The following is a 14,438-nucleotide window of genomic DNA, read 5'->3' as shown; positions in this document are numbered from 1 at the left end:
CGCCGAACCCGTCCCCGCACCCGGCCCCAAGCTCTCCCACGACAGCATCCACCTCACCGACAGCGCCCAGCTGCTCGGCCACGCCGAGGCACTCGCCCCGGCCGTGGCGTCACGGCGGCCGTTGACCATGGAGGAGCTGGAGCAGGACTTCGGCTTCGTCCTCTACGAGACCACGCTGCCGCTGAAGGGCCCCGTCCTGCTCGAACTGGAGCAGGTCCACGACCGCGCCCAGATCTTCGTCGACGGCCTGCCCGTGGGCGTCCTGGAGCGGGAGAACCACGAACACGCCATCGCGTTCACGGTCCCGCGCTCCGGCAGCGCTCTCTCCATCCTCGTGGAGAACCAGGGCCGGGTGAACTACGGCGAGGGCATCCACGACCGCAAGGGCCTCACCGGCCGGGTCCTGCTGGACGGAGTGGAGGTCATGGGCTGGGTCAACCGATCCCTGTGCCTGACGTCGCTCGACGCCGTCCCGTTCACCGAGACCACGAGGACGCCGGTCGGACCGGCCTTCCACCGCGGCACCTTCGAGCTCACCGAGACCGCCGACACGTTCCTGCACCTCGACGGCTGGACCAAGGGCAACGCCTGGATCAACGGCTTCCCGCTGGGCCGCTACTGGTCACGCGGCCCCCAGCGCTCCCTCTACGTCCCCGCGCCCGTCCTGCGCACCGGCACCAACGAGATCGTGGTCCTGGAGCTGCACGCGGCCCACCGCGCCCGCACCGTCTCCCTCCGGGAGACCCCCGACCTCGGCCCCACCGAGGAGTAGAAACGGCGGCCGGTGGCCGGTGGTCTCCGCGGACCACCCGCCACCGGCCGCGTCCGGCGGGCGCCGCACCTGTGGGTACGGCACCCGCCGGCCAATCAGGCGCGCGCCGGTCGGCACACGCCGTCACCATGCGGTCAGCCGGTCACGCCGACCTGGTCGACCGTCCAGAAGGAGCTGTTGGTGCCGGTGTAGCGGAAGTGCAGCCGTACGGAGGTGACTCCGGCCGGAACGGCGACAGCCAGCTTCTCGACCGTGTTGACATCGGCGCGGTAGGCCTTCAGCGGCTGCGGCGCGCCGCCGTTGAAGGAGATGAGGACGTCTCCCGTCTGCGGGCCGTCGACCCTGTAGTTCGTCGCGTACGACACGGTCGCCACGGTGCCGCCCGTCACCGGGAACGAGGGGCTGATGAGGGTGGAGTCGAACTGTCCCGTGCCGTGGGCGGCGTCGTCCCATTCGTCGGAGTCGGCCACGGCGAACACATCACGGGCGCGGACGTTGGTCTCCCGGCCCTGTGCGAGGTCGGTGTTGGTCCAGAACTCGTCCGTGGCGAAGGACCAGCCGCGCCACTCGGTGACACCGCCGGTGGGCATGGCCGAGTTGTCCACGGTCCAGCCGCTCGGCGCGGTGTTCGTCCAGCCCTTGAGGGTGGACGGCAGGCCGGCCTCGTCCACGCGGGTGCGCAGGGCGGGGCGCAGGCTGTCGAAGGCGTCGGGCGTCAGGGTGCTGATCGGCTTGCCGTCGAGCTGCCAGGCCGGGTTCGGGGTGATGCCGACGTGCGACAGAACCGTGGGGGCGATGTCGCTGATCTTGACGTCGTTGCGGACGGAGCGCGGTGCGAAGCCGGTGCCCTTGGCGATGACGAAGGTCTGCCGCTCCTGCGGGGTGTTGCCGCCGTGGCCGCCGCCGTCGGTGTGCCCGTGGTCGGCGGTGACGATGATCTGCCAGTCCTCCGAGGCGTAGCCCGGCCGGGAGGTGACGGCGCGTACGAGCTGTCCGACCTGGCTGTCGGCGGTGCGCAGGGCGTCGAGGTACTTGGGCGCGGCGGCGCCGTAGTAGTGACCTGCCCCGTCCACCTCGTCGAGGTGGACGAAGGTGGCGTCCGCGTCGGTGGTGGACAGTCTGGCGACGGCCTGCGCGGTGGTGTCGGCGTCGTTGGCGCCGGCGATCCGGGTGTCGGTGGCCGCACCGAAGACGTTGGACGTGATCGGGCCCCAGGTGCCGACGACCAGGGTGTTCAGCGCGGGCTGGGCGGCCTCGGCGCGGCTCATGTAGTCGGGGTACTGGGCGAAGTCGGCGCCGTTGAAGGAGTTGTCCACGACGTGGTGCTTGTCGGGCCACACACCGGTCGCGATCGAGGACCATCCCGGGCCCGAGGACGTGGGGGCCATCGGGGCGGCGTACAGGTTGCTGGTCGCCGTCATGCCGTTCGCTATCAGCGCGTCGATGTTGGGCATCTTCGCCTTGCCGAACTTGGCGAAGGTGGCGCCGTCGATGCCGATCACCAGGGACTTGGGCCGCTTGACGGGTTCAGCGGCGGCGGCGACGTCCACGACGGCGGCCAGGGGCAGGGCCGCGGCCACCGCGGTGACGGCGAGGGCGGTGCTCAGCGAGCGGGGCAGGTGCAACGGAGGCTCCTTGGGGAGGGGAAGTGATCCGGCCATGGCGTGAGTTGGCCGGTACGCCTGAGCTTCCGACCCTCTGCCGCCGAACAGCTTTCCCCAGAGCTCCACGGAGATGAACAGGATGAGGACTTTTGGTCCAGACCCGTTATCTATTCGTGATAGGATGCCGGGTAAATCGGTCCATTGACGGTCACCGTTCCCCGCAGGTGACCCAACGCCGAAGCCCCGGACGGGAGTTCCGTCCGGGGCCTGGTCTAGCCGGGCGCGCGTCCTGGGGTGGACGAGCGGGCGTGGCTGTCCGGCACCTGCCCGTGGTCCGCCCGTAGGGCGGCCGACGGGCATCACCGGCCGGACAGCGCGTGTGGAAAGGCCGGGGACGACGAGTGCGGTGATCGTCCCCGGCCCGCGGAGCTGGTTACTTGTTGACGGTGAAGCCCTGGTCCTGGCCGTACTTCACGCTGACGTCCTGCCACTTCTTCAGGCCGTCGACGAGCGGCGTGGAGGAGACGTAGGCCTTGCCGACGGTGTCGTTGAAGACGGAGTTGGCGTAGACCTGGTAGGGCAGGTAGGACCAGTCGGGCCCGACGTTGCGCGCGGACTCGGCGAAGACCTCGTTGGCCTTCTGGCCGCCGAAGTACGGGAACTCGGTCTGGAGGAACTTGTCCGACTCCAGGTCCGCGCGGGTGGCGGGGAAGGCACCCTCGGCGACGCGGCCGCTCGCACCGGCGCCGGTGGTCGCGTACTCCATGAAGGCGTAGGCCAGTTCCTTGTTCTTGCCCGCCTTCGGCATCGCCAGCGAGCTGCCGCCGTTCTCCGCGCTCGCGGTGTCACCCTTGGTCCACTGCGGGAGCGGGGCGACACGCCAGTCACCGGAGGCCGCGGGAACACCCGAGGTGAAGTTGGCGGGCATCCACGCGCCGATGGAGAGCGTGGCGATCGAGCCGTCCGACAGGCCCTTGTACCAGGCGTCGCTCCAGGAGCTGATCGGCGCCACCAGCTTCTCGTCGAGCAGCTTCTGCCAAGTGGTGGCGTACTTCTGGGACTTGGCGTCACTGAAGTCGATCGTGACGTTCGTGCCCTCGGTCTTGTACGGGCGGCCGCCGGCCTGCCAGATGAGGCTCGTGGTGGCGCCCGCGTCACCCATGTCGTTGGTGATGTAGAGCTTCGGGTCCGCCTTGTGCAGCTTGCGCGCCGCCACGACGTACTCGTCCCACGTCGTCGGCACCGCGATGCCGTGCTTGTCGAAGACCTTCTTGTTGTAGAACAGCGCCATCGGACCGGAGTCCATGGGCAGCGCGTAGACGGACTTGTCCGTGGTCACGGCGTTCCACGGGCCGGGGGTGAAGGTCTTGTCGAACTTCTGCGCCCCGAAACCGGAGAGGTCCTCCACGGAGTCGGCGATGGAGAACTGGCCGAGCGCGTAGTACTCGACCTGCGCGACGTCCGGGACTCCGGAGCCGGCCTGGATGGCGTTCTGCAGAGCGGTGTACTGCTTGTCACCGGTGCCCGCGTTGACCAGTTCCACATCGACCTTCGGGTACTTCTTCTCGAAGTCCTCGGCCGCCTTCTTCAGCGTGGGCTCCCACGCCCACACGGTGACCTTTCCGCCCTCGGCCAGTGCGGACTTCACATCGCCAGGGTCGGCGGCGGATTCACCGTCCGACGAAGACCCACAGGCCGTGGCGCCGAGGGACAGGGCGGATACGACGGCGAGCGCGCCGAGCAGTCTGCGGGTGATGTGCGTTGTCATGGGCTGTGCTCCTGGTCGGATGTGCGGGTAGGACGGGCGAGGGGGGAGGGGGTGGGGGAACTGAGGGGCGCGGTCATTCCTTGACGCTGCCCGCGGCGAGGCCGGACTGCCAGTACCGCTGGAGCAGCAGGAACGCCACCACGATCGGCACGATGGTGAGCAGCGAACCGGTGATGATCAGGTCGAAGACCGCCTCACCGCCCGCGGTCTGCGCCTGGGCGTTCCACGCGTTCAGGCCGAGGGTCAGCGGGTACCAGTCGGGATCCTTCAGCATGATCAGCGGAAGGAAGTAGTTGTTCCAGGTCGCGACCACCGAGAAGAGCAGGACGGTGACCGTGCCGGGCATCAGCAGCGGCATGACGATCCGGAAGAAGGTGCGCACCTCGCCGGAGCCGTCGATGCGGGCCGCCTCCAGCAGTTCGTTGGGAACCGCCTCCGCCGCGAACACCCACATCAGATACAGCCCGAAGGGCGAGATCAGGGACGGGATGATCACAGCCCACGGGGTGTTGGTCAGGCCCATAGAGCTGAACATGAGGAAGGTGGGTACCGCAAGGGCGGTGCCCGGAACCGCCACGGCGCCGATGACCACCGCGAAGACCGCGCGGCGGCCCGGGAAGTTGAACTTCGCCAGCGCGTAGCCGCCGAGCACGGCGAGGGCCGTCGAGCCGCCGGCGCCGACGACGACGTACAGCAGCGTGTTGAGCAGCCAGCGCAGGAACACGCCGTCGTCGTAGGTGAGGGTACGGCTGACGTTGTCCCACAGGTTGAAGTCGTCGGCGAACCACAGACCGAAGGAGTCCTGGAGCCCGGTCTGGGTCTTGGTGGCGTTGATCACCAGCCAGCCCAGCGGGAGCAGGGTGTAGAGCAGGATCAGCCCGGCCACCAGGGTCATCGGCACGCTGCGGCGTGGATCGAGCGGCACATGGACGCGGCGTCTGCGGCGCCGCGATCCGGTGCGGGTGGCCCGTGTCGTCGGCCGGTGGGCGGGGGGCGCGGTGGAGGCGTCGGCGGAGGCCATGGACGAGGACACGACGGTGGTGCCGTCCGTGAGGTCAGGGGTGGAGGAGGTCATCGCTCAGCCTTCCGCATGCCGCGCAGCTGGACCGCGTAGGCGATGATCGCCGTGAGGACGCCCATCACGATCGCCACGGTCGCCGCGTAGTTGTGCTGCTGACCCGAGAAGGACAGCGAGTATGTGTAGAAGTTCGGGGTGAAGTCGGTGGTGATCGCGTTCGGCGCGAGCTTCTGCAGAATGCTCGGCTCGTTGAACAGCTGGAAGCTGCCGATGATCGAGAAGATCGTGGCGATCACAAGGGCACCGCGGATGGCGGGCAGCTTCACCGACGTCACGATCCGCCACTCGCCGGCGCCGTCGATGGCGGCCGCCTCGTACAGCGATCGCGGCACGACCTTCAGCGCCGAGTAGAAGATCAGCATGTTGTAGCCGACGAACTCCCAGGTCACGATGTTGCCGATGGAGGCGAGCGCCAGCGACGGGGAGAGCGGGTCGGGCAACGAGACCCCGAAGGAGTCGTTGATGTTGCCGACCAGGCCGAACTGGGTACCGTACATGAAGCCCCAGATAAGGCTCGCGACGACGGCGGGGACGGCGTACGGCAGGAAGATCACTACTCGGAAGAAGCCCTTGCCGTAGAGCCGGCCGCTGTCGATGGCGAGCGCCACCAGCAGTGCGATACCCAGCATCACCGGCACCTGGATCAGCAGGAACAGCCCTACTCTCACCAGACCGTCCCAGAACCGGGGATCGGTGATCGCCTCGCTGTAGTTGTCCAGGCCGACGAAGGAGGTACCGCCGATCAGCCGGTCCTGGAACAGGCTGAGGTAGATGGCGTAGCCAATCGGGGCGAGGAAGACCAGGGCGAAGACGGCGACGAACGGCCCGGCGAAGCCCCAACCGACCAGAGCCTCCTTGCGGAGGCGGAACCGGGGGCGACCGCGGGACGGTGGTGTCGCCGTCACGGGCGTCGACTGGAGCGTCATACAAGGGTCCTAGCGTCGTGTGTCCGTCCGGGTCGCGCTGTGGGATACCGGCGTCCGGAGGCTGAAGAAACGGCCCGATGGAGGGCTGACCGAAGATCGATGTTTACGTAATCATCGGTAGCGTGATGGTGGCACTCCCGATGGGGGGCGTCAAGCACGACGACGTGCTCAGCGAAGGGGACTTTGGCGACCAAGCGGTCTGAATGAAGGCCGCCCACGGAGAGCGACGGACGCCCGAACCGGGCATGACCGACATGAACGGCAAATGGAGGTGTCGCCTCCGGTGTGAGAGTAAACGGGCTTGCCCGATCCGGGAAGGGCCGGAAGTGGGAAGCTGCTGCTGCGGCGGCGGTCTGGGCGGGGCGGCGACGGGGCGGGGGCCGGCCGGCAGGCGCGGTCGACGGGTGCGCAGGGCCAAGGGACAACTGGGCCGACGGGGCGGACCGGGCCGAGAGCGGGGCTCCGACGACGGGCGGGCTGGGACGACGGGCCGGGTCAGGGCCGACCGGAAAATCAGGTCGAGCCGACCGGGCGGAAACCGACCCGCGAGCCAGATTGACGCCAGGCTCGACCACGGCCAGGGCTTGAAAGACAGACACCCCTCGGACAACGGCCAGGTCAGGGCCGACCGGCAAGGCAGGTCGGGCGGACCAGGCGCCAGATCGACGCCAGGCTCGACCACGGCCAGGGCTCGAACGACAGACACCCCTCGGACAACGGCCAGGTCAGGGCCGACCGGCAAGGCTCGCCCCCGGAGCGAGCAGAGCCCTCTCGCGAGGCGTTGGTCGACGGAAGACCGGGACAACAAGCAGGTCAGAGCCGACCTGCGGGTCAGGTCGGGCGGGCCGGTCAGGTACGACGGGTGATGTGCCGGGCGTACGCGCAGCTACAAGGCCTGGGCAGACCGACCGGGCGGACCTCCTGCGCCCGACGCACGAAGCATGCCGACCGGCGCTTCCCCTGCGGCCCAGGCCCCGAGGCATGCGGACCAGGCAGACGTCCGCGCACCGTACAACCGAGACATGCCGACCAGGCAGACCGACCGCGCACCGTACAACCGAGACATGCCATCCAGGCAGACCGACCCGACCTCGCACCGCACACCCAAGACGTGCGTCCGCACCGTCTGCTTCTGTGCCGCCTGTCGCCCAGGGTGCGACATCCCGGGAGGGGAAGGGCGCGGAGCTGCCCGTGCAGGGCCTGCGGTGACATGTTCGGGGCCCGCAACAGGGTCTGCTCATGGCGGCGCCCCTGAGAGCGCCTCTGAGACCGTGCCGCGCCCCACGCCCGGCCGTGCCCGATCCCCTCGGCCGGCCGGTGCAGGTCCCCCGACACCTCGACGGCCAGCCGTGCGCACACGTCCGCCGGACGGTCGGCGCTCACGGCCGCGGGCGGCGCCCCCGTACGAGCCCGGACAACGCCCGAGCCGGCCGTGCAACGCCCGCCCCGACCACCAGCAGCCGGTCACGCTCTCGGCCCGTCGTTCAGCCGCGGCGCCCTCGCCGGCCGACGGGGCGCTCCCCCGTGGACAGCACAGACGTATCAGCGCGTCCCCGCCGCACCGATGCGCGCCGGAAGCGGCGGCGACCAGCGGTGGGCGGGATGTGGCCGAACCGCCGCACACGGGGACCTCGGCAGCACCGCCCTCAAGCGCCTCACGTCAGTCGCCGCAAGGCTGCCGACACACCCCCGAGCCAGAGCTACGCGCGAAGAATATGTAGATTAGACGGTTCCGGAAGGTGGTGGTGCCGTGCTTTCGCGGACCACCAGCTCGGGTTCCACGGCCAGGCTCCGAGGCCCGTCCGTCCGGCCCTCGATCTGGTCGAGCAGCAGGGTCACACAGTGCCGGCCGACGACCTCGAAGTTCTGTCGGACCGTGGTGAGCGGCGGCAGGAAGTACGCGGCCTCGGCGACGTCGTCGAAGCCGACGACGCTGATGTCCTCGGGGATGCGACGGCCCGCCTCGTGCAGGGCCAGCATCACGCCCAGTGCCATCTGGTCGTTCGCCGCGAAGACGGCGGTGACCTCGGGACGCCGGGCCAGCTCCTGGCCGATGCGGTACCCGGACTGCGCCGTCCAGTCGCCGTAGGAAACTGGTGGGATAGGGGCGCCGGCGGCGGTGAGCGTGCGGTGCCAGGACTCGGCGCGGCGGCGCGCGGCGAAGGAGTCGTGCGGCCCGGCCACGTGCCAGACCGTGCGGTGTCCCAGCCCCAGCAGGTGCGTCACCGCGCTCCGGGCGCCGTACGCCTGGTCGAAGTCGACGTTGGGATACCGGTGGCCGGTGTCACCGTCGGCCACCACGATCGGCATGGTCGGTGGCAGTTGCAGTGACGGAGTGTCCAGGATCTGGGACTCGACCAGGACGATGCCGTCCACGGACTGGAGCATCAGGTGCCGGAAGGCCTTGCGGACGGCGGCCTCCGTCTGGGCCCGGACCCCCATGAAGTTGATCGAGAAGTCGGCCTCGCGGGCGGCGTCGGCAACGGCGGCCAGGGTGCGCGCGTTGCCGTGCGCGCCGACGTCGAAGCTGACCACGCCGAGCGCGCCGAAACGGCCGGTGACCAGGGCACGGGCGGCGGTGTTCGGCCGGTAGCCCAGGACCTGCATCGCGGCCAGCACCTTTTCGCGGGTGGCCTGGTCGACGTTGTCCCGGTTGTTGGCGACTCGGGAGACGGTTTGCGAGGACACGCCCGCCATCGTCGCGACATCCGCCATCGAGGGCCACTGCCTCGATTGCCGCGCCCGCGGCGTACGTGCCTTCTTCTCTGTCGCCATTTATCGGACTTTCTTCCTTGATCTGGGGTGGTGACACACGACCGCCAGTCGTACATCAATGATGTTGGCGCAAACATGACCGTAGGTCAAACATCGATCAGCTATTGCGCAGCTTCTTGACAGCCCGCACCGACGCTCCCAGACTCTGCCCCGAACCGCTCGTGTTAACGCGAACATACCCAAGGACTTCTCGGCGACACACAGCGTTCATCAGCTCTGCCGGCAAGCCAAGAGCCGCTTCGGCATGCCCTCCTCCACCACGCGCCGTCCCCATCGGCCGCGTGCTCCCCGGCTCGACCCCGCCTGTCACCGGCGTGGTCCTGCCCTTTAGCCCCACGAGGTACGCGATCATGCGACGCACACCCCTCCGGGCGACCACGGTGCTCACAGCGCTGTGCGCGCTCCTCTTCTCCCTCCTCGGCGCCATGGGAACCGCCCATGCCGCGCCCGTCACCATCACCAACGCCACCCAGTTCACCGATCCCAACGGCAACCCCGTGCACGCCCACGGCGGCGGCGTCGTGAAGGTTGGCCAGTACTACTACTGGTTCGGCGAGAACCGCAACGCCGACAACACCTTCCGCTACGTCTCCGCCTACCGGTCAACGGACCTCAAGAACTGGGTGTTCCGCAACCACGTCCTGACCCAGGCCACGGACCCCGAGCTGCAGTCGGCGAACATCGAGCGGCCCAAGGTCATGTACAACGCCGCCACCGGCAAGTTCGTCATGTGGATGCACAAGGAGGCCGCCACCGACTACTGGGAGGCACGGGCCGCCGTCGCCGTCTCCGACACCGTCGACGGCAACTACACCTGGCAGGGCAGCTTCCGCCCGCTCGACCACATGTCCCGCGACATCACCACCTTCGTCGACACCGACGGCACCGGCTACATGGTCTCCGCCGCGCGCGACAACGCCGACCTGCACATCTACCGTCTGACCGCCGACTACACCGGCATCGACGCACTGGTGCAGACTCTGTGGGTCAACGACTACCGCGAGGCCCCCGCCCTGTTCAAGCGCAACGGCGTCTACTTCCTGCTCACCTCGCACGCCACCGGCTGGGCCCCCAACCAGCAGAAGTACGCCACCGCCACCAGCCTCACCGGCACCTGGAGCGACCTGAAGGACATCGGCGACTACCGCACGTACGACTCGCAGACCGCCTACGTCCTGACCGTCCAGGGCACCGCCGGCACCTCGTACCTGTACATGGGCGACCGCTGGGGCAACTCCATGGGCGGTATGGTCAACGACTCGCAGTACGTCTGGGCGCCGCTGCGCTTCCCCACGGCGACCACGATGGCGATGGACTACTACCCCGAGCTCACCATCGACACCGCGGCCGGCACCATCCAGGGCACCGGCACCTGGGAGACCCTGACGGCCGTGCACAGCGGCAAGTGCGCCGACGTGGCCGACCGCGCCACGGGTGACGGGGCCGCCCTGATCCAGTGGTCGTGCCAGAACACCGTCAACCAGCAGTTCTGGCTCAAGAGCGTCGCCAGCGGCCGGGTGCAGATCATCAGCCGGTTCAGCGGCAAGTGCCTCGACGTCGCCGGTGCCTCCACCGCCAACGGGGCCCGTGTCGTCCAGAACCGCTGCGACGGCTCCACCCACCAGCAGTGGACCGTGAAGGCCAGCTCCGGCCGCGTCGAGCTGGCCGCTCGGCACAGCGGCAAGTGCCTCGACGTGACCGACCAGTCCCAGGGCGACGGTGCCGCGCTGGAGCAGTGGACCTGCAACGGCGGCGACAACCAGAAGTGGCGCCGTACGGCCGCCTGACAGGCCGGCCTCCCCGGAACACCGTCGGAGCCCCGCCGTCCACCCTGACCCGGCGGCGGCGCTCCGGCGGGCCAACTTGCCCCACCTGCCCGTGGCCCACCCGCACCACGGGCCCGGCAGGCGGGGCACGCCCCTCCCCCCTGCCTCACCACCCGTCCCCCCGATAGGAGACAGACGTGTCGCACACGTCCCGGAGCCCACGCCCCGGCACCCGACGACGCCTCCCGCGCGGCCTGCGCGCGGCCGCGCTCGCCGGTACCGCCGCCGCCCTGGCCCTGCCCATGCTCGCCAGTCCCCCGGCCGCCGCGGCCGACGCGGAGCAGGCGCTGACCGTCCGCCTCGACCCCAGCTACCAGCAGCCCGCGTTCGAGGGCTGGGGCACGGCGCTGGCCTGGTTCGCCAATGTCACGGGAGGCTGGCCCGACGCCCAGCGCAACGCCCTCGCCGACGCGCTCTACGGCTCCGACGGCCTCGGCTTCACCGTCGCCCGCTACAACATCGGCGGCGGCGACAGCCCCGAGACCACGCCCTACATGCGCGCCGGAGCCGCGGTGCCCGGCTACTGGAACCGGCCCGGCGCGGAGAGCCCCGACTGGTGGGACCCGAACAACGCCGCTCACTGGAAGGCCGACGCCGACGCCAACCAGCGCTGGTGGCTCAGCGCGGCCAAGGCCCGTGGCGCCGACACCTTCGAGGCGTTCTCCAACTCGGCCCCCTACTTCATGACCAACAGTGGCCTGGTCTCCGGCAACTGGGACGGCAACCAGGACAACCTCCGCTCGGACCAGTACGACCGCTTCGCCGCCTATCTCACCGGCTCACTGCGCCGCGCCGAGCAGTCCACCGGCGTCACCTTCGACTCGGTCTCGCCGATCAACGAGCCGAACACCAACTACTGGCACGCGGGCGGCCGCCAGGAGGGCTCGCACTGGGACCCCTCCTCCCAGGCCCGTATGATCACGACCCTGCGCTCCGCGATGAACGCCCAGGGAATCGGCACACCCATCGCGGCGATGGACGAGACCAACCCTGGTAAGTTCCGCGAAAACTGGGAGAGCTACGGCCCCACCGTCCGGGCCGCCGTGGGCCGGCTGAACACCCACACCTACGGCACGGGCGGGCGTACCGCCGTACGGGACATCGCCAAGGGCGAGCGGCACCCGGTGTGGATGTCCGAGGTGGACCTCGGCGGCAGCGTCGGGCAGAGCTTCACCGACATGAGCCCCGCTCTGGACCTGGCCGGGCGCATCAACGACGACATCCGTGAACTGGAGCCGAGCGCCTGGGTGCTGTGGCAGGCCGTCGAGGACTACGAGAACATGACCCCGGGTCGTGAGAACTCCAACTGGGGCCTGATCCAGACGGACTTCACGCCCGACGACGCGGCCACCGAGCCGCTGCGCAAGAACAAGAAGTACTGGGCGATGGCCCAGTACAGCCGGTTCGTGCGCCCCGGCTCCCGGGTCATCGCGACCGACGACGGCAACACCCTTGCCGCGCTGCGTCCCAACGGGGGCGTGGTGGTCGTGCACACCAACCCCACCGGCGCGGCACGTGACGTCACCCTCGACCTCGACGGATTCGCGACCACCGCCGGGGCCGTCGAGCGTTACACCACGGACGCCGACCACAACCTGGAACGCGGCTCCGATCTCCAGGCCAGCGACACCCTGCGGGCCACCGTCGGCGCGGGCTCGGTCACCACGTTCGTGCTGCCGGGCGTCACCGGCGTCGACACCACGGCCACCTCTGCGCCCACCGGCGGGACCAAGCAGTTGCTGAACGACCGCAGCGGCCTGGCCCTCACCGCGGCCACCTCGGGCGGCAAGACCCTGCCGGTGCAGCGCAACAGCAACCCGGCCGACACGTCGCAGCAGTGGACGTTCACCAAGCTGTCCGCCTCGGACTGGGGCAGCAACGCCGCCTACCGCATCACCAACGCCCGTACCGGCAAGGCCCTCTCCGTCTCCCAGGGTGCTCTCGGCTTCGCCTCCCCCGGCAGCTCCACGGCCCAGCAGTGGATCCGCTCGACCACCGGTGACGGACACGCCACCCTCGTCAACGCGGCCAGCGGTCTGCTGCTGGAGGTCGTCGCCGAGTCGACCGCCGACGGTGCTGCCGTGGGCGTCTACCGGCCGACCACCGGCGCCCACCAGTCGTGGTCCTTCCGCGCCACCGCGCCCGACACCTGGCGCAAGGCCACCTTCCAGCACAGCAGCAAGTGCCTCGGCGTGACCGGCGCCTCCACCGCCGACGGGGCTACGGTGGGGCAGTTCGCCTGCAACGGCGCCACCAACCAGCAGTGGGCCCTGCGCCCGGCCACCTTCGGCTACGTCAGCCTGGTCGCCCGGAACAGCGGCAAGTGCCTGGACGTGGCCGGTGAGTCCCTCGCCGACGGTGCTTCGGTGTTCCAGTACGGCTGCACCGGCGGCCGCAACCAGGAGTGGGCGGTCCGTGACGCCGGCAACGGCAAGGTCACGCTGCGGGCCCGGCACAGCGGCAAGTGCCTCGGTGTGCAGAATGCCTCCACCGGCGAGGGCGCGTTCACGGTTCAGCAGACCTGCTCCGGGTCGACCGCGCAGCGGCTGACCCTGAGCTGACACCGGCAGCCGGACACAAACGGGCCGGGCACCGACGATGTCGTCGGTGCCCGGCCTCCGTGTTACGCGTTGCGGGCCCGGCTCACTCCTCGGTGGGGCCGAGGTCGGGCGTCTCCCGGAGGGACACGGTGCGGGCACGGTGGGCCGCGTGCAGCTCCAGGACCACGATCTCGTTGATGCCGGTCCGCAGGACGGGCGCGGGGCCGTAGAGGGCGCGTTCACGGTTCAGCAGACCTGCTCCGGGTCGACCGCGCAGCGGCTGACCCTGAGCTGACACCGGCAGCCGGACACAAACGGGCCGGGCACCGACGATGTAGTCGGTGCCCGGCCTCCGTGTTACGCGTTGCGGGCCCGGCTCACTCCTCGGTGGGGCCGAGGTCGGGCGTCTCCCGGAGGGACACGGTGCGGGCACGGTGGGCCGCGTGCAGCTCCAGGACCACGATCTCGTTGGTGCCGGTGCGCAGGACGGGCGCGGGGACGTAGAGGGAGCGCTGGGGGCCGCGCGACCAGTAGCGGCCCAGCGGGAACCCGTTGATCCAGGCGTTGCCCTTCGTCCAGCCGTCGAGGTGCAGGAAGGTGTCCGCCGTGATCGCCAGTTCGAAGGTGCCGCGGTGCAGAACCGGCCCGGTCGGGGTGACGGTCGTCGGCGCGAAGGGCACCTCGGCCAGGGACGTGAGAGGCAGCGGGCGGCAGGTCCAGCCGGTGAGCTCGGCGCCGTCCAGGAGCACCTGTCCGGGCAGGCCCTTGCGGTCGTGGATGCCCTCGCCGTAGTTCACCCGGCCCTGGTTCTCCACCAGCAGGGTCAGTCGTGCGCCGCCCTGGGGCACGGTGAAGGCGAGGGCGTGCTCGTGGTTCTCCCGCTCCAAAACGCCCACCGGCTGGCCGTCCAGGAAGACCTGGGCGCGGTCGCGGACCTGATCGATCTCCAGCAGGGCCGGTCCGGCCTGCGAGAGCGTCGTCTCGTAGAGGACGAACCCGAAGTCCTGGCCGAGCTGTTCCATCGTCAGCGGCCGCTCCGACTCGACGGCCTCGCCGAGTGCCTCGGCGTGGCCGAGCAGCTGGGCGCTGTCGGTGAGGTGGATGCTGTCGTGGGAGAGCTTGGGGCCGGGTGCGGGGACGGGTTCGGCG

General features: G+C 69.9%; 8 protein-coding genes and 2 pseudogenes. 3 read left to right on the top strand and 7 right to left on the bottom strand.

The window, feature by feature from the left end:
* Positions 1–772: pseudogene (locus tag ABZZ79_RS39040) on the top strand (beta-galactosidase); the annotation flags it as partial.
* 134 nt (positions 773–906) lie between these two features.
* Here ABZZ79_RS39040 and ABZZ79_RS39035 read toward each other — a convergent pair.
* From ABZZ79_RS39035 to ABZZ79_RS39015, 5 genes are all read right to left on the bottom strand, one after another.
* Entirely contained in the window at positions 907–2,397 is a 1,491-nt protein-coding gene (locus ABZZ79_RS39035) for an alkaline phosphatase family protein (protein ID WP_356697351.1), read from the bottom strand.
* A gap of 412 nt (positions 2,398–2,809) precedes the next feature.
* On the bottom strand, positions 2,810–4,144 hold the full coding sequence (locus tag ABZZ79_RS39030) for a sugar ABC transporter substrate-binding protein (RefSeq protein ID WP_356697349.1): 1,335 nt from the start codon (positions 4,142–4,144) through the stop codon (positions 2,810–2,812).
* Between the two features lie 73 nt (positions 4,145–4,217).
* A complete protein-coding gene (locus tag ABZZ79_RS39025) occupies positions 4,218–5,219 on the bottom strand; it encodes a carbohydrate ABC transporter permease (RefSeq protein ID WP_356697347.1) in 1,002 nt (333 codons plus the stop codon).
* Positions 5,216–6,148 (bottom strand): sugar ABC transporter permease, encoded by a 933-nt coding sequence (locus tag ABZZ79_RS39020; RefSeq protein WP_356697345.1) that lies wholly within the window; start codon positions 6,146–6,148, stop codon positions 5,216–5,218. Before ABZZ79_RS39020 ends, ABZZ79_RS39025 begins: the two co-directional genes overlap by 4 nt.
* Before the next feature lie 1,722 nt (positions 6,149–7,870).
* Positions 7,871–8,863, bottom strand: coding sequence for a LacI family DNA-binding transcriptional regulator (locus tag ABZZ79_RS39015; RefSeq protein ID WP_356697343.1), 993 nt, complete (start codon positions 8,861–8,863; stop codon positions 7,871–7,873).
* Positions 8,864–9,273: 410 nt separating this feature from the next.
* On the opposite strand from ABZZ79_RS39015, the gene ABZZ79_RS39010 reads away from it, so the two are divergent.
* On the top strand, positions 9,274–10,710 hold the full coding sequence (locus ABZZ79_RS39010; RefSeq protein ID WP_356697341.1) for an RICIN domain-containing protein: 1,437 nt from the start codon (positions 9,274–9,276) through the stop codon (positions 10,708–10,710).
* A gap of 176 nt (positions 10,711–10,886) precedes the next feature.
* On the top strand, positions 10,887–13,310 hold the full coding sequence (locus tag ABZZ79_RS39005; RefSeq protein WP_356697339.1) for an RICIN domain-containing protein: 2,424 nt from the start codon (positions 10,887–10,889) through the stop codon (positions 13,308–13,310).
* An 82-nt stretch (positions 13,311–13,392) separates the two neighbouring features.
* On the opposite strand, the gene ABZZ79_RS39000 is transcribed toward ABZZ79_RS39005, so the two are convergent.
* Positions 13,393–13,587, bottom strand: a complete 195-nt coding sequence (locus ABZZ79_RS39000; protein WP_356697337.1) for a hypothetical protein — start codon at positions 13,585–13,587, stop codon at positions 13,393–13,395.
* A gap of 79 nt (positions 13,588–13,666) precedes the next feature.
* Positions 13,667–14,438, bottom strand: a pseudogene (locus tag ABZZ79_RS38995) (beta-galactosidase); the annotation flags it as partial.

Origin of the sequence: Streptomyces sp. NPDC006458 (genome assembly GCF_040612135.1) — a bacterium.
Lineage (GTDB): Bacteria > Actinomycetota > Actinomycetes > Streptomycetales > Streptomycetaceae > Streptomyces.
This window is presented reverse-complemented; position numbering and strand designations above follow the sequence as displayed.